Below are 15,736 nucleotides of genomic sequence, written 5' to 3' on the forward strand. Positions count from 1 at the left end.
AGTCCCCCGGTAGCCACTTTTTTATGGCTACTGGGAGACTCCCTCACAATTAGGTTTTTGCTATAAGGTTATTTCGAATTCTTCATAGTTGTCGAACGAACTTGGAATGCTCCGTTTTTGTAAGCAAGAACAGAGGTTTCTACGCCTTTAATTACGGAAGTAGCTTCACCACGAATCGTTTTTGATGCAACAATCTCATAGACTCCGTTTTTATCTACATCAGAAGCCTTCATTGTATTGTAGAGCGAACGTTTGCCATTCACTTTCACGTATTCGTTTAGAAGAACTTTAACACCACTGTCTTTGAAGGATACTACGTAAGCATTGGTGCTGCCGTTGTTACCGCCTGAGTATACAGTAATCATGACATCTTTAGATTTATCTCCGTTGAAATCTCCAACGAAGTTAATTTTTGGCTGGTAACCCGTGAAGCCTTTGAGATTACTGTTGATCACTTTTTTAGTTTTTCCTTCAATAACGACGATGTTGATATCTGTAACCAGTCCACCATTTGCGGCATCCTTGTTACCAATCAGTAAGACATTATCCGCAACACCATTACCAGTTACATCGACTTGTTGTTTCGCAAGCAGGATTGTTTTTGCTGTTGTTGTAATTCCCTTAAGCTCAAAACGTTTACCAACGGTGTAATCACTTGTTGTAGTTGTTGGAGTAGTCGCTGGCTTGCTATCGGACTTAATGGTTTCTGTACCTACAACCTTGAAGGCACCATCTTTGAAAGTAAATGTTGTTTTTTCCTCACCTAGAACTATAGCTTCAGCGTCACCGCGAATTTTTCTAGTCCCCACCAGATCATATACACCATCTTTATTAAGATCTACTTGCTCTAAAGTGTTGAAAAATGCTGGTTTACCATCCACAACAGGTTTTACACTCAAAAGTGGTTGTACCTTATCACCTGTGAAAGACAATATGTAAGCATCTGTTGTACCATTGTTACCACCGGAGAATGCTGTAAACATTACATCATTTGCTTTGTCCCCGTTGAAATCACCAATCCATTGAATTTCTGGTTTAAAGCCATCGAAACCGCTGATTTTTGCATCCTTCAATGTGTTTGTTTTGCCATCGACAACAACCAGGTTGATGTTGCTTACATAACCAAGTTCATCTGCTTTGTCACCAATCAGATAGATTTTATCTTGGACACCGTCTTTATTAACATCGTTAACTTGTTTTCTGATAAGAACAGTCTTATCTGTTGTGTTAACACCTTGCAATGCGAAAGGTTGGCCAACAGTCAGTTCTCCAAGTGCAGGTTGTTTAAATGGATCTTCTTTAGTAGTTTCTGTTTTGCTAACTTGGAATTCGCCGTTTTTGTACGTAAACCATACTTTTTCATAGCCTGTTACCACGGAAGTAGCTTCACCATGGAGGATTCTGATTCCAAGCAGTTCGTTCACGCCATCATTTTCCACATCAACTGCTTCTAATGTTCTGAATAATGCCCGTTCGCCTTTCACCTTCAAATCCCCGCCCAGAATAATAGAAGGGGTATCATTCTTGAAAGTTACGATTCTAGCATTGGTAGAACCTTGGTTGCCACCGGAGTACGCAGTAATCATCACATCAAGTGCATGGTCATTATTGAAATCACTTACATAGCTGATTTTCGCGTTCAAACCACCAAAGTCTTTAATCCCTGCGTTTAACACTTTGTTTGTTTTGCCGTTTACAACGATGAGATTAATGTTGTCGAAATCAGGAGATTCATTTTTGTCGCCAATGAGATATAAAGTGTCTTTCACGCCATCCAAATCAAGATCAACCGTTCTTGTTGCTATCAATACTGTATTGACGTTCGTTTTAACACCAGCTAGTGTAAACTTTTGTCCTACTTGATTAGTGGATGGTGCTACGGTTGAACTGGTTGTTGTTGCGACAGGATTGGCCATTGCTTGAGATGAGAAAGATGCGACTGCTGCTACACATAATGCAACGGATAATGTTTTCTTAACTTTCATTGTGTTTCCTCCGATGGTTTATAAAGGTTGGTGTCGAATACAATCTCATTATATTCCTAGAAACATAGGACAGAGTGACGGTAAGGTAACATTATCCTATTGAAATAAAACAATAACTAAATAAAATATCCAAATCAGAGGAACTTCAAGCACTAAATAATGCCAATTTCTTTGGGGGATAACGGTCGAAAAATCAATAGAAACGCTTTCATTGGCTATACCATGGGATTTGAACAACCCTACTTTTTTTTAATAGTTTGATAACAATTCTGTAAAATCAGTTTGATTCAAACGACGCGCAAACCTATTCAAAGGCTACAACGCTTGGAACTCCTCCAACAAGACGACCTCTTCTCCTTGTTCTTGTCTGATTCTAATATTTTCTTTTCCCCAAGAACACATAACGTCAACGATCTTATTGGCTGTAACGCCATATTCCGTGAGGCTATATTCGACTTTTGGCGGCATCTGCTGGTAAACGAATCTTTTGACAAGTCCATCTCTCTCAAGTTCACGAAGCTGCTGAATCAGAACCTTTTGTGAAATGCCCTGTATATTACGCTGTAATTCACTTGTTCTTTTGGCACCGGACATCAATAAGCAAATGATCAAAGCTTTCCACTTTCCGCCGATGATTTCTAGTGTTGCCTCTATCCCTAGATTATATTGTTTCATAGAAAACACCTCGTTCATACGGATCTATTTAAACTTACCCAAAACTTCATTTTTGCATATATTTTTTCGTGAGTCTAGTACGTACTTCAAAGTAACCATCTTACTTTATTGTGTGTATTTTCTTTTAATAAAACCTGCAAGATAATGATGATATTCATAAAAATAAGGCACAGCATTTTGAAGAAATACGCTTAATATAGGCCTGGAATGGAGATTCATTATGAAAACACTGGTGATTGTGGCACATCCCAACCTTGAGAATTCGAGGGTCAATCAACGCTGGAAAGAAGAGCTACTGCAATATCCAAACGATATTACCATTCATGAGATTTATAAAGAGTATCCTGACTGGAACATTGATATTCCTAGAGAGCAAAATCTAATGGAAGCCTATGACCATGTGATCTTTCAATTCCCTTTGTATTGGTATAGTTATCCGCCTCTACTGAAAAAATGGTTTGACGATGTGCTCGCTTACGGATGGGCTTATGGATCAAACGGTGACAAGCTTAACGGGAAAAAGTTAGGGCTTGCTATATCCATCGGCGATAAAAAAGAAAATTATCAACCAGATGGCTCTGTTTCTTTTACCGTAGACGAAGTAATTGCACCCTTTAAAGCCAGTGCCAAACATGTAGGTGCAGAAGCACTACCGTACTTTGCTGTTTTTGGAGCTTCTTTTCAAGCGAGCGATGAAGAAATTAATACTAGTGCAAAAGAATATATCCACTATATCTTTAAGTACCATATTTGATACAAAAAGGGCTATCCCAAGTCTTGATCAAAGACTTTAAGGATAGCCCGCTATTAAAAAATCTAAAGCGTTTCTGTAGTGAGTGTAAATCCTTCGATCACAGCATCTTCGTCAACCTCAATCAAAATGCAACGTCTACCTTGATAATTCACTTGCTTCACATATTTCAAATCCTGTGGGCTGACCGAAATCGTAGCTACCTTTGTTTCGATCTTTATCGATTTTGTAGTGAATTTTGGCATCACGCTACTTGCCTTCATCTCATAGTGCTTGTTGTCTACGATGGTTTCAAACGCACGTTCCACTTTTTCCATCGTCACGTCTTCAACACCGCTTACCTTCAGCACACGTTCTACATCTCTATAGTCGAGTTTAGGAGGTTCTTCTTCATCTTGGTTGGTTTCAATGACCTGGTGGATTTCCTCGTACAGCTGAGCAATGGTGGTCGCGTCAAGTTGTTCGCCCGCCACTTCCTTCACGATGTCTTCGAAAATAGCTCTCTCTTCCAGTGCCGTCACGGATCTTTCGGCGTTCAAGACCTGCTCGATGAAATGCGGATCTGGAAAATTCGATTTTCCCGTACAATACAGAATGCGGTTCACATCGGAATAATTGTCCGTCACGCTTGGGTAAAAGAAGCCCTGCTCCGGCGTACTTAACTTGACGATCGGATCTACAATGACATTGTACTTAAATTCCCTTTCCACATAATCAAATAAGAGAGCTTTCCGTTGCTTCTCCGTGGAATTCACGCTGCATAGAATAAACGGATGCGCGAATAGTTCGTTTTTCTCACTTTCCTCGGCTTCATCGTTTCTATCTTTAGTCGGACGGTAATATTGTCCGCGAACAAAAGTGATCACCGTATCCCGTTCATAATGAGTATCCGCCATCATTCTGTCCACCAACAGCAGCATCAGGTCCTGCCATTCATCTGGATCCCCTGTCACCAAAGCTTGGTGAAGCATCACCTGCGCTGGCTCCTCCGCTTCCGCCTGAAACTTCAACTCGAACAATTTCTGATCCAGTTCGCCGGTCAAAAGCTTTTTGAAATTGCCCATATACAGCTCCTGCTTCTCTCTGTCCACCATTCCAAACGGCAGGCGCTCCCAATGATAGATCTCGTTGCTTTCCTTCATAATATACACGTTGAGAATATCGTAAATATTCATTAAATCGTGATCCAGCTTAAATTGCTTGCGTATATGCGCGACTTCTTTCTTTATCATGATTCGTTAGACAACTCCTAGGAAGATAAATTGGTCTTATCAGTATAAAGGATAAAAAAAACCTTCGCTATACTAGTTGAACTTAAGATTTTTCTATTAAGGTAAGTGCGTGACTGCGGTGAATGTTTGGACTTTCCCTCCATACATGCTCGTTCTAATCAATTTATCGCATGCTCTAATGAATAGTCTTCAAGCGGAATATCAACCTGTTGATTCATGGCCAGCTTGGCTAGCTGCTCACCAAGAAAGGGTCCCATCGTTAATCCCGATGAACCTAGTCCATTAGCAACAATTAGTTTATTCCATCCTTGAACCCTGCCCAACACGGGAAGAAAATCTGCAGTAAAAGGACGGAAGCCTACTCTTATCTCATTTAGGCTACAATCTGCAAGACCGGAAGCCGTTTGAAGACCTTTATTTAAAATTTCTTGCATTCCTCCTGCGGTTACAGCAGTATCATAACCTACGACATCATTTTCGTGAGTAGCACCTACCACGATATTTTGATCCGCAAATGCAAGGATATATTGATCTGTAGGCGGCATTACCACAGGCCATTGCTCTGTACTCGCTTGTTGAGCAAGCTTCAAGTGCATAATTTGAGCCTTCTGATAACGCACCTGGAGCATGATCCCAAGCGGATGAAGCAAAGCGTTAGACCAAGCCCCTGCGCACACAATCACTTCATCCGCTGTGAATGTCTGTTCTCCGACGCTAACCCCTTTAATTTCATGATCATCATACTCAAGAATAGCATCTCCCTCAATCATTTGCGCACCGTTACGCTGTGCCGCCCTTAGCAAAGCATCACGTAATTCACGTCCATCCACTCTTGCTGCACCCGATACATGAAGCGCATGATAACCTTCCGACAATAACGGAAACTTCTCTTGTGCTTCAAGATCCGTCAGCATCGTAAGCTCACCTATTTCAGGGGCGTCCTCTCTGCGAAGCTCCGCTCTTTCTTTCATCGCATGTAACTTTTTCAAATCCTCATGAATACATATCGCTCCTACTTTTGCGTATCCAGTCTTCGCTTCTCCAGCCTCTTCCAACTCTTGAATAAGTGCTGGATAGAAGCTCGCCCCTGCTTTAGCAAGCCGATACCATGCTTTGTTTCTGCGTTGAGACAACCACGGACAAATAATCCCTGCGGCTGCATCCGTTGCTTGTCCAACATCTTTACGATCTATAATGATGACCTCAGCACCTAACTTACTTAGCTGATAAGCTGCTGAAGCCCCTAATATCCCTGCACCAATTACGATAACCTTGTTCATGTCCGAAGTCCCTTCAGTTATTCATTTTTTTAATCATTCACTACTTATCCATTGTATCTTAAATTTGACATTTCTAATGAATTATCGTACTATAAATCTCACTCAGTTAAAAGTACTTTAATTAGAGTACTAGAATAAAAGTGTTATTCATAAGAAAGAAGGTATACAGTTGAAGTTCTCACAGTTTTTGAAGTCCAAAGGGGCCATTGGTTCTATTTTTATGGGTGTGTTCTATGCCATTGCGATGCTTGGTATTTTCTTACCAGGGTATACAGCACTTCCAGGGAACATGAATGATTTAGAAATTGCTATCGTCAATGATGATGCAGGTAAATATGGGGCTCAGATTTCGAGTCAGTTTTCGGAGAGCTTACCATTCAAAACGATAAAAACCGATGTATCGAATAAAAAGGCGATGGATGAATTAGAGCATAATAAGTTAGCTCTAGTTGTCCATATTCCAGAAGAATTTTCCGCCAACGTTCAAAGCGGTAAGGTATCCGCAAGTATTGATTTCACAGTCAACGAAGCCTCTGCCACCATGGTATCTTCAGCCATGTCTTCCGTTGTAGGAGAAATTAACAAACAATTAAGCGCGAACTTCTCAGAGCAAACCGCAAAAGGTGTGTTAATGAACTTTAACGTACCAGAAGAACAAGCCACCGCAATGGCTACACAAATTGAGAATAGTTATGTCGGGAATTATGTTGTCATCAATGATGTTCCGGACGGCATGCACAACAACATGTTACCTATGTTCTTAACTATGGCTGGTTATGTTGGGGCAATGATTGCCTCCATGCAATTAGTTGCTTCTTTTAAAGCGAACCGCGGGAAAGCAAGCAAGACAAAACTGTTTATGTTCGTTCAATTCACAGCTTTATTAATCGCTGTATTATCAACAGTTGTTGCTTTAACCATTGCCTTCTCTATTGCAGATGTAGACCTATCCTTACTGTTACCAGTTGCTGCTCAGCAAATTCTAATGTATATAGCTGCATTTAACGTATGTGCGATTATGGTCTTCCTAGTTGGCGAAGGTGGTATGGTCTTAAATATTCCAATCCTGCTCATGCAAACCATCGCCAATGGTGCTACCATGCCTCGTGATATGATGTATACACCATACGATTGGTTCGGCCGCATCACACCGATGTATTATTCTGTACAAGCTTATTTGGCACAAATGTTTGGTTCCATCAGTCCAGCACCCTTCTTATGGGGATTAGCAGGCGTATTTGCCGGGGCTATGATGATTAACATTGTAATCGTCCGGTTTGTTCATAAACCTGTACCTCTGACTAAAGAAGCTATACTGCCCGTTGAAGTTAAAAATACAGCTGAAATAACCGCCTAGGTTTGGTAAGATAGAGTTTAGCCAACAATTAGGAGTGGGTTCTGTGATGTCAATTCAAATTTATATCTTAAGTAAGTTAATGGATGAAAATAATTATCCTTATAAATTAAAAAAAGAACTATCCACCCCTATTCCTTTTGATAAATTGCTCAATCTATCTGAAAGCAAACTGTATTATCACTTTGAATCTCTTTCGAAACAGGGCTTAGTTGAACAGGTAGAGATTATCAAAGAAGAACATCGTCCAGACAAACAGGTGTTTTCCATTACTGATAAAGGGCGCAAGCAGCTCCCGCTCAAAATTTATAAGGTAATAGAAGATGCAGAATCTATTTCAGATATGATTGTCGCTCTTGTGAATCTTCGTTTTGTAGAGACTGATAAAGTGATCCCGATTATCGAGAAGAAAATTGAACAGTCACTTATAAAAAAAGATCAATTAAATCAAATTTACCATCAAATAGATGTAGTTAGCTCCACTCGTGAAGTCGTAGATTTCATGGAAAGCTACTACGTTTCTCAACTTGAGCAATCTATACACTGGTGGAAAGTTCTTTTAGAAAAGCTGAAAACGAAAACGATATAAAAAAGAATGCCTTGGATTATAGCATAATCAAGGCATTCTTTTTTTATATCCAGCACCAATCGCAAAGCTTTTTTCAATTATTCACTTTTAATCAATAAATATAAGAAGTATGGAGCACCGATTAAAGCCACGATTACTCCTGCTGGTATTTCAGTATTGGCTACTACCATTTTACCATGCGCATCTGCAATAACAACTAATCCTCCACCTATTAATAGGCATGCGGGAATCATTATTTTATGACCACGAAAGAGTCGTCTAACTAAATGTGGAACTACTAAACCTACGAATCCAATACTTCCACTAACGGCAACCGCTGGTGCCGCTAATAATACACTACACACTAAAAACCAAACACGATATTTATTTAAAGACACCCCTAAACTAATTACTACTGGGTCATTAAGCCTTAGCACATCCAATATAAGATGGCTCCGAATTAATAAAGGTACAATAATAAGTAACCAAGGCAGCATAGCATATACGTGTTTCCAATTACTATTCCCAATGTTTCCAGCCAGCCACACCTTGATCATTTGATATTGCGAAGGATCTAGTACGAAGGTTAGCACAATTAAACATGCACTAATCGCAGCCGCAATAGCAATACCTGTGTAAATTAATCGAATGGGAATAATGCCCTGATTACGATCATAGGAAAGCAAAAATAAGAGAGCCACAACGATAAATCCACCCAATAGGGCATAGAATGGCTGAACATAAGTATGTAAGCCGGTAGAGCTATTTTGTAACAGCAAAAATAACATCATGGATAATCCAGCTCCAGCATTTATCCCCAGTATGCCCGGGTCCGCTAAAGCATTTCGGCTTATCGCTTGTAGCAGCATTCCTGCTATCGCCAACGCGCCACCCACTAGAAACCCCAATATCAATCGAGGAATACGAAACTGAAAAAGTACAAGCTCCTGCCTCGGTGTTCCATTTCCTAATAGGGTCTGCCATAACTCTTGTAAGCTTAAGCTGCTTTGACCAGTAGATACACTATATATAAAGCCTAGCAGTAAAATGATAGCTATAATTATAAATTTCCATCGCAGCTTCACTATAGTTCCCGCCTTTCTTTACGTGCCAAATACAGAAAGAACGGAACTCCAATAACTGCAATTACAGCACCTACAGGTATTTCATAAGGGGAATTTACGATCCGTGCCACTAAATCAGCAAGCACAACAAGGATGGCCCCCAGAACTGCCGATAATGGAATAATATAACGATAATCTACACCCACTATGTAACGTACCAAGTGCGGAGCAATTAAGCCAACAAAGCTTACAGATCCAGCTAAAGCACATGAAATCCCAGCTAACATAAAGGCGGATAAAAGCGAGAGATTTTTGATAAGCTTAATATTAACGCCTAGCCCTTCCGCTGTCTCATCCCCTACAGATAATATGGTAATCGACTTTGAAATTACGATGGCAAGTAATAGAGCAAGGAGCATCCAAGGCAACATTTGCTGTAGATGGGCCATGCTAATGCCACTTAAACCTCCTCCATACCAAAAAGCCACCTGCTGTGCCACTGAAAAAAAGATACTTATGCCTTCACTTAAAGCAGTTAGCATAGCAGATATGGCAGCACCCGCCAGTACAAGTCGAATAGGTGTCATTCCTCGTTTACTTAATAAGCCAACACTAAAGACTAAACCCGCTCCCAATCCCGCACCTAGAATACAGAGCCAAAGTGTGCCTGTAAATGTAAGCGTAGGCAGGAAAACCATAGCAATAACTAGCGTGACACCTGCTCCAGCATTTAATCCAAGAATCCCCGAATCCGCTAAAGGATTGCGACTAATCCCTTGAATAATCGCTCCACTTACTGCAAATCCAGCGCCTGTTGCCATAGCGGCAAGTACTCGGGGTAAACGAATCGACTGGATCACCTGATGGGTAGAAGCCTTATCATCAAAAGCAATGATCGACATGAATACATCTGCAAAGGGTATTTTTTTCGCGCCAAGGGCCATAGCAAGCACTAATACGCCTATTAATAGGAGGAGCATGAAGATTAGCAATAATAAAAAGGAAAGCTTTTTTTCTCCTGTTAGAGATGATTTCTGAACATTTGTGACCAATATTTCCAACCCTTTCCCTTCACTTACAAAAAGAGCCAGCCAAGGGCCAGCTCAGATGCAAACGAATATAATTTCTAACGCAAGTCAGAGGATGTTGTAAGCAAAAATTTGACGGCCCGACTAATCGCACCCGAGATTACGCTCACATGCTCCTCTTGCGCAAGCAATGCCCAGCTTACTTCGAAGCTTGGAATGTGTAAGGACATCATGCTGTTACATAGATCCAAGCTATCCTTGACCATATAATCCAGCTCTTCTCCACCGGCAATCATAAGCGTTTTAGGTAAATGACTTAACGTATTGCTGTGTAAATCAGCTTTAAAATTCTCATACTCATTTAATAGTGAATAATCATTCCACCAGATGGAAGCACTACTTGCAATATAATGCGAAAACAAGGTAGGTTGTGTAAACAAGGCATGCAGAACAAATAATCCGCCAAAGGAATGACCAAACAATGCTTGCTTCTGCTCATTTATAACGAACCGCTGGGCAATGGCTGGCATTAACTCTTTTTCAAAAAAAGCAAGCAGCTCATCTGCCCCGCCAAATTCAGGCCAAGGCTCCCCGTTAGGACGTTTCGGTAAATTCGCAAGCTCGGCTGGCATGGTTAAATCATAGGTTCGACGCACTGTATCAAACGCTTCACCCCCAGGATAGCCGATGCCGACAACAATCGCGGGTGGATATCCTTTGGGCTTACGCGTCAGCAATCGGGTGATTTCAGCAGCGGTTTCAAAAAGTCCATTACCATCTAGCACATAAATGACGCCGTAGCCATCTTTTGCAGGCTCATCTAAAGGTTTGGCAATAAAGATTTCATAGTCCTTATGATTAGCTTTACTCGTAATCAGCATCGTTTCATAGTTGGGCTTTACATACGGTTTGATGATCATGGCTTTAGGAACTTCACGATATCGTCCATCGTCTTTTGATAAGCAATTAATCCGCTGGATCTCCAGTGATCGCCATCCACCTCGAACACTTTACCCGCTTGGACTGCAGGCAGCGCTTTCCATAAAGGACTAGCTTTAATGTCTGCCAGGAAGGCATCCCCGAGACCATCATTATCGTTAATAAAAATGTAATCAGCGTCTAAATCAGACAGCATCTCCAGCGAAATATCCGCAGACATCTCACCTTCTACAAGAGTACTTTGAGCAAAACCTAGCTCACTCAGCACATATCCCCCGTAATGGAAGTTACCCACTAAAAAGATCTTACGCGCATTCGCATTAATATAAATCGCTTTTTTACCGGCAGAAACACTAGCTAACTGTGCTTTAGTCTCTTCTAGCTTTGTATTATAAGCAGCAATAGCTTCTGTTGCCTTATCCTCTAAACCTAGCAATTTCGCAATCGTTTCTGTTGCTTCCACTACGTTACCAAGTGCATTCTTAAACACGTAAGTTGGAGCAATTTGCGAGTAGTTTTCATAAACACCATTTTGTGCATAAAAAGCTGTTGGGAATATAATTAATTCCGGCTCCAAATCCACTACAGATTCTGGAGAGGGAATACCATTAGCGAAGCTGATTTCTTCTACACCACTTAACGTATCCTGTAGATATTGCTGCGGTCTTTCACCCGTGGACCATTGCGCTACCGGGGTTACACCAAGCGTTACTAAGTAGTCCTCTAGACCAGGCGCATACACCTTTTGTACAGTTCCGGGAATGTTTACTGTATTGCCTACTTGGTCAGTTACTACAAACGCTTCTCTAGCCGCTACTTCCGTTTCTTTTACAGCTGGTTCCTCCGTTGCGCTCGCTTCGCTAGTTGTTACTGGAGTATCTTTTGCTTGCTGATTCGCTGCATTATTACTGCCGCAAGCTGTTAGTAGAATGGATAATAAACCAACCATTACAACATAACTTATTATCTTTGTATTAAACCCCTTCATGATTGACCTTCCCTCTTTCCTGTTTTCTCAATAATAATCATTCTCAGTATTGAGTGTATAAGAGATAGGGCTCATTGACCATGTAACATCTTATGATTCCTCATGTACATTTTCAAGGTATCATCATCACTGCAACTTCTTCTAGCATCCGCTTTAAAGCTACTGGGGAATATTCGAACCAAGGATCAGAATGAATAACATAGATTTGTTGCTGTTTAATAGCCTCTAACTGTTTGAATCCAGCGTCTCTCTGCAAATGATGCCATGTTGCGCGTGACTCATCATCAGGGCATATAATCGTAAACAGCTTATCTACCTCCAACTTACCTAGCTCATCAAAAGTAATCTCGGTATTATATAGACCAGGCTGCTCATAACTAGATACCGCTCCCAAATCCTGAAACAAAAGATGCTCGATGCCTGTATTGCAATAAGCAAAGATTTGCTGCTGATAAATACGTATAACTAGAACTTTAGGTGGTGTAGTGGTCCAGCCTAACTCCCGACGAACGCCTTCCAATCTTGCCCTATACTGTGTGATCCATTGTTTCGCTTCTTCTTGTTTATTTAATCGGGCAGCAAGTTCAGTTAATGCTATTAAGCAATCTTGTTTATCATCCAACCAATAGATTGGAAAATGCTCCTCTATCTGTTTTACCAGCTCTGACGACAAATCTTTTGGAGAAATGAGAAGATCGATTGGCAAATGCAATAGCTCATTTGGCCTGCAATAATTTTTATTCTGGGTCAAGGTTACCTTATGCTCAATTTCTTGCGACCACAAATTATAGTAGTACGGTGTCCATTTTGCACTTAAGGGTGCAGCAAATGGGATGATTCCTGCCGCATGTAAATACCCCATCATATTCCCAGTTACAACACCGATATTAGATTTTTGCTGGCTGGAATACATGGTTGGGGATATCCCTTCGACCTTTTTGAACACTCGGCTAAAATAAAACTCATCACTATATCCAACAGCCTCTGCTATAAACTTCAAGCGAACGTCTTCCTTTTGCAATAATTGTTTAGCCTTTTGAATCCGCAGCTGGGTAACAAACTCCATTGGACTTTGTATATATTCCTGTTTAAACGCTGAGGAAAAATAACTGGAACTAAGACCAGTAAGATCTGCTAAATGAGCCAAAGATAAGGGCTTCGTGAAATTCTTTTCTATGTATTTTCTAACCTCACTTAAATCTGTCTTTTGAGTTTGCTTTTGCATTCTGTCACCTCTCTACTGCTTGGATAAATTTTATTAAATTTGCTGATTGATAATTATTCTCAATTATACTTTTGTTTTGGGAAGCTAGCAATACTTGGAAGTGTATAGCCTCGTAAAAAAAAGACGCTCAGGGGAATCCCCTAGCGTCTTCTTTATGTGTATCTATGGGCATCTCTACCCTGAGTAGAGCATCTTATTTTGAATCTACAACCGGAACCGAAGCTGGAGCTGCAACTACCCCTTCATTCTTCTGCAAATTCTCTTTCACTTCTTCAGTCCCTAAGGACTGTACAGGAGCACCGATGCTGAAACTATCGATGATCTTCCCAAGTGTAGCTTGGTCAAAGTCTTCTTGGGCATACAGTTCAATGGTAAAGCCATCTTTTTCCCAAATCACAATACCATTTGCAAAATAAACCTTAGTCCCGTTAATTACTTCTGTCTTCACTTCTTCCGTAGTACTGATCCCATTGTCGCCGCCCTTGGAGATTAGGAAATTAACAGCTTTATCCCCGGAGTTATACTGCACTTCAACCATGCTGGTCCCCTGAAGAACAACATTCACAAACTCATAGTCTGCCATCCAGGTTGGTGCCGGGAAGTTCATTCCAAGCTCTGCACGTGCTTCATCCAGGGTCAACTTGGGTGCAACCGGCAATTCAATGGCAACATTCTCCCCGCCTTTCCCCTCTTCAGATGGAGTCATTGACTGTGCAGCCGAAGGGATTTCCTTATCGTATTGCGTGATTTCGAGATTTCCTACTTCAAACTTTGCCATGATTGATTGGAACATATCCTGTGCATAGGAGGTTGCAGAGAATGCTCCACCTAGACAAATTACTGCACTACCAATCACTATTGCATTTCTCCAGCTACTTTTTTTCATCGTTATCCCGTCCTTTTTCTCTGATTTGAGTTCAAGAGCTCCATGGTCCAGCTTGTATACTAAACGGTTATAAATTCTTTCTTTGGCGGCTGTGTTATCCTGTTCAACATTCTCAAGCAGCTCTATGGTTTTGCTGAATTTTGTGAGATCATCATTTTTCTTATTCATGGTTGAATCCTCCTGCTTTTAAGGAAATATGCAGTTTCTTCAGACTTCTATGCAATACGACACCAATATTGGACTCACTGACGCCCATGATCTGTGCGACTTCGGAATTTTTCAGCCCAGCCCCATATTTCATTGCAATGATATTACGTTCCTTCTCACGCAGCTTGGAGAGCGCCTTAAACAGTGCTTGATTATTATCCTCACGAATCGCCAATTCCTCCGGAGACGGCTTGGGAAATATGAGCTCCAGCAAAGAATCTAGTGAGGTGTAGCTTCTTTTCTTCTGCCCTCGGAAGTAATCCGTCACAGCGTTCCTTACAATGGCAAACAGCCAAACCTCAAAATTCGATTTTTCTTCTGAAAAGCTGTAATACTTACACATCACCGTCTCAAACACCTGACTGCAGATGTCCTCTGACACGTGGTGGTTATTAATACGATAACTAATATATTTGTAAACACGTTTGTAGTACGTATCGTACATCCGGGTAAATTCCTCTTTTGACATCATGGCACCACGTGATCTTTCGATATTCTTGTAACGGTCCGCAGTACCCTGGATAACTTCCATCTTCACCCTCCTTCCACCTCACCTTCATCGAAAAGCTAAACAAATTGCGCAATTTGTTGTGAAGAAACTTACATAAGTTAATACGTAGAAAAGCCCAAACCATTAACAAATGTTTTGATAATTGTGGGATGGTGGGAAAAAGGGTGAAAGATCACAATCCGTAAAAGCGGCGATACTTGAGTTGCGGGGTGGATATTTGTGCGGGAGAGAAGGGGAGAAGCTCAGCGCTATAATTCAATGATTTCATAGTTATGTACTTCAAGACTTTCAGAATCTATACAAAACACTTGTACATCCAGTGCATCTATAAGCTTTTCCATGTGATCTCTTTCTATATAACTGTTATCATAACATGTTCATTCCAAGTACCGTCTATTAACAGGATGTTTTGTATTTGCCCAATTTAAAAATCCTGCCATTATCCAGCGGGATGCTTGATAAATGGCAGGACAATAACCTTACTTCATTTTCACTAACTTTAAATATTCCGAACTTCCACAACCTTTCCTAAATCCACAAACTGCTCATGATCGACCTTCACCTTCACTCTGCCCTTTCGGCGCTTCTCACGCCATTCACGAAGATCTTCCTCCGTTTCTAAGCGAAGCTCCGCGATTTCCAGCGCTCGGTCTAGGACATATTTGCTTGTGTAAAGGACTGTATTTATTCCCTGTCCCCCTAAAGCAATGTGAGGCTTTAAAGGTATCCATTCCTCGACAGTGAATCTAACATAATCTTTCTCTTCCTTATGAGGCTCAGGGACAATCTCCTTTATTTCCTTTCGTTTCACCACTTCCCAATCTACCACTTTACCCACCCAATGAATTCCTGTCTTTGCAGGATCGAAGAATTTCCTTCTGGATTGACACATAGCTACATATTCGATCTGGGTTATTATCTTCTGGCTTGTAAGGTTCTCCACAGGTACATGGTAAAAAGAATGCTGCCTGGCCACCTCCACTTGTTTGGGGCCACGAACAGAGCCGACAAGAACATTTTTACCCGCGAGTTGGTTGGCATAG

General features: G+C 41.0%; 15 protein-coding genes. 3 read left to right on the top strand and 12 right to left on the bottom strand.

The annotated features are described in order from the left end of the window. Positions 1-68: 68 nt before the first annotated feature. Both ACQKMP_RS27245 and ACQKMP_RS27250 read right to left on the bottom strand, forming a co-directional pair. Complete coding sequence (locus tag ACQKMP_RS27245) at positions 69-1,985, bottom strand: hypothetical protein (protein WP_427472042.1); 1,917 nt, start codon at positions 1,983-1,985, stop codon at positions 69-71. Positions 1,986-2,300: 315 nt separating this feature from the next. Further along, positions 2,301-2,660 (bottom strand): winged helix-turn-helix transcriptional regulator, encoded by a 360-nt coding sequence (locus ACQKMP_RS27250; RefSeq protein ID WP_042184858.1) that lies wholly within the window; start codon positions 2,658-2,660, stop codon positions 2,301-2,303. 220 nt (positions 2,661-2,880) lie between these two features. On the opposite strand from ACQKMP_RS27250, the gene ACQKMP_RS27255 reads away from it, so the two are divergent. Next, a complete protein-coding gene (locus ACQKMP_RS27255) occupies positions 2,881-3,414 on the top strand; it encodes an NAD(P)H-dependent oxidoreductase (RefSeq protein ID WP_042184856.1) in 534 nt (177 codons plus the stop codon). 62 nt (positions 3,415-3,476) lie between these two features. Here ACQKMP_RS27255 and ACQKMP_RS27260 read toward each other — a convergent pair whose 3' ends face one another. Both ACQKMP_RS27260 and ACQKMP_RS27265 read right to left on the bottom strand, forming a co-directional pair. After that, positions 3,477-4,643, bottom strand: a complete 1,167-nt coding sequence (locus ACQKMP_RS27260) for a DUF4317 domain-containing protein (protein WP_042184853.1) — start codon at positions 4,641-4,643, stop codon at positions 3,477-3,479. Between the two features lie 158 nt (positions 4,644-4,801). Continuing rightward, the gene (locus ACQKMP_RS27265) at positions 4,802-5,923 is read right to left on the bottom strand and encodes an NAD(P)/FAD-dependent oxidoreductase (RefSeq protein ID WP_427472045.1); all 1,122 of its coding nucleotides are present in this window, start codon (positions 5,921-5,923) and stop codon (positions 4,802-4,804) included. 169 nt (positions 5,924-6,092) lie between these two features. On the opposite strand from ACQKMP_RS27265, the gene ACQKMP_RS27270 reads away from it, so the two are divergent. Both ACQKMP_RS27270 and ACQKMP_RS27275 read left to right on the top strand, forming a co-directional pair. Beyond that, positions 6,093-7,280, top strand: coding sequence for a YhgE/Pip domain-containing protein (locus ACQKMP_RS27270; protein WP_427472047.1), 1,188 nt, complete (start codon positions 6,093-6,095; stop codon positions 7,278-7,280). A gap of 46 nt (positions 7,281-7,326) precedes the next feature. After that, positions 7,327-7,866, top strand: a complete 540-nt coding sequence (locus tag ACQKMP_RS27275) for a PadR family transcriptional regulator (RefSeq protein ID WP_339800375.1) — start codon at positions 7,327-7,329, stop codon at positions 7,864-7,866. 77 nt (positions 7,867-7,943) lie between these two features. On the opposite strand, the gene ACQKMP_RS27280 is transcribed toward ACQKMP_RS27275, so the two are convergent. The 8 genes from ACQKMP_RS27280 to ACQKMP_RS27315 all read right to left on the bottom strand — a co-directional run bounded on the left by ACQKMP_RS27280 (position 7,944) and on the right by ACQKMP_RS27315 (position 15,531). Next, the gene (locus tag ACQKMP_RS27280) at positions 7,944-8,930 is read right to left on the bottom strand and encodes a FecCD family ABC transporter permease (protein WP_427472049.1); all 987 of its coding nucleotides are present in this window, start codon (positions 8,928-8,930) and stop codon (positions 7,944-7,946) included. After that, positions 8,930-9,970, bottom strand: coding sequence for a FecCD family ABC transporter permease (locus ACQKMP_RS27285; protein ID WP_052404149.1), 1,041 nt, complete (start codon positions 9,968-9,970; stop codon positions 8,930-8,932). Before ACQKMP_RS27285 ends, ACQKMP_RS27280 begins: the two co-directional genes overlap by 1 nt. Positions 9,971-10,035: 65 nt before the next feature. Next, the gene (locus ACQKMP_RS27290) at positions 10,036-10,857 is read right to left on the bottom strand and encodes an alpha/beta hydrolase (RefSeq protein WP_052404148.1); all 822 of its coding nucleotides are present in this window, start codon (positions 10,855-10,857) and stop codon (positions 10,036-10,038) included. Further along, positions 10,854-11,864 (bottom strand): ABC transporter substrate-binding protein, encoded by a 1,011-nt coding sequence (locus ACQKMP_RS27295; RefSeq protein WP_427472052.1) that lies wholly within the window; start codon positions 11,862-11,864, stop codon positions 10,854-10,856. Before ACQKMP_RS27295 ends, ACQKMP_RS27290 begins: the two co-directional genes overlap by 4 nt. A gap of 112 nt (positions 11,865-11,976) precedes the next feature. Beyond that, a complete protein-coding gene (locus ACQKMP_RS27300; protein WP_427472054.1) occupies positions 11,977-13,089 on the bottom strand; it encodes a helix-turn-helix domain-containing protein in 1,113 nt (370 codons plus the stop codon). A 193-nt stretch (positions 13,090-13,282) separates the two neighbouring features. Then, positions 13,283-14,143: a hypothetical protein gene (locus tag ACQKMP_RS27305; protein WP_076286100.1), complete on the bottom strand. Its 861-nt coding sequence runs from the start codon at positions 14,141-14,143 to the stop codon at positions 13,283-13,285. Further along, entirely contained in the window at positions 14,136-14,714 is a 579-nt protein-coding gene (locus tag ACQKMP_RS27310; protein WP_052404147.1) for a sigma-70 family RNA polymerase sigma factor, read from the bottom strand. Before ACQKMP_RS27310 ends, ACQKMP_RS27305 begins: the two co-directional genes overlap by 8 nt. A gap of 478 nt (positions 14,715-15,192) precedes the next feature. Then, a complete protein-coding gene (locus ACQKMP_RS27315) occupies positions 15,193-15,531 on the bottom strand; it encodes a hypothetical protein (protein WP_427472056.1) in 339 nt (112 codons plus the stop codon). Positions 15,532-15,736 lie beyond the last annotated feature (205 nt).

The sequence above is a fragment of the Paenibacillus sp. NPDC101420 genome, assembly GCF_050277435.1.
Taxonomy (GTDB): Bacteria; Bacillota; Bacilli; order Paenibacillales; family Paenibacillaceae; genus Paenibacillus_AQ.

What these genes read in the sequence shown, in the direction of transcription:
- ACQKMP_RS27245 (WP_427472042.1), bottom strand. Translation starts at nt 1,985, where the DNA reads ATGAAAGTTAAGAAAACATTATCCGTTGCATTATGTGTAGCAGCAGTC.
- ACQKMP_RS27250 (WP_042184858.1), bottom strand. Translation starts at nt 2,660, where the DNA reads ATGAAACAATATAATCTAGGGATAGAGGCAACACTAGAAATCATCGGC.
- ACQKMP_RS27255 (WP_042184856.1), top strand. Translation starts at nt 2,881, where the DNA reads ATGAAAACACTGGTGATTGTGGCACATCCCAACCTTGAGAATTCGAGG.
- ACQKMP_RS27260 (WP_042184853.1), bottom strand. Translation starts at nt 4,643, where the DNA reads ATGATAAAGAAAGAAGTCGCGCATATACGCAAGCAATTTAAGCTGGAT.
- ACQKMP_RS27265 (WP_427472045.1), bottom strand. Translation starts at nt 5,923, where the DNA reads ATGAACAAGGTTATCGTAATTGGTGCAGGGATATTAGGGGCTTCAGCA.
- ACQKMP_RS27275 (WP_339800375.1), top strand. Translation starts at nt 7,327, where the DNA reads ATGTCAATTCAAATTTATATCTTAAGTAAGTTAATGGATGAAAATAAT.
- ACQKMP_RS27290 (WP_052404148.1), bottom strand. Translation starts at nt 10,857, where the DNA reads ATGATCATCAAACCGTATGTAAAGCCCAACTATGAAACGATGCTGATT.
- ACQKMP_RS27295 (WP_427472052.1), bottom strand. Translation starts at nt 11,864, where the DNA reads ATGAAGGGGTTTAATACAAAGATAATAAGTTATGTTGTAATGGTTGGT.
- ACQKMP_RS27300 (WP_427472054.1), bottom strand. Translation starts at nt 13,089, where the DNA reads ATGCAAAAGCAAACTCAAAAGACAGATTTAAGTGAGGTTAGAAAATAC.
- ACQKMP_RS27305 (WP_076286100.1), bottom strand. Translation starts at nt 14,143, where the DNA reads ATGAATAAGAAAAATGATGATCTCACAAAATTCAGCAAAACCATAGAG.
- ACQKMP_RS27310 (WP_052404147.1), bottom strand. Translation starts at nt 14,714, where the DNA reads ATGGAAGTTATCCAGGGTACTGCGGACCGTTACAAGAATATCGAAAGA.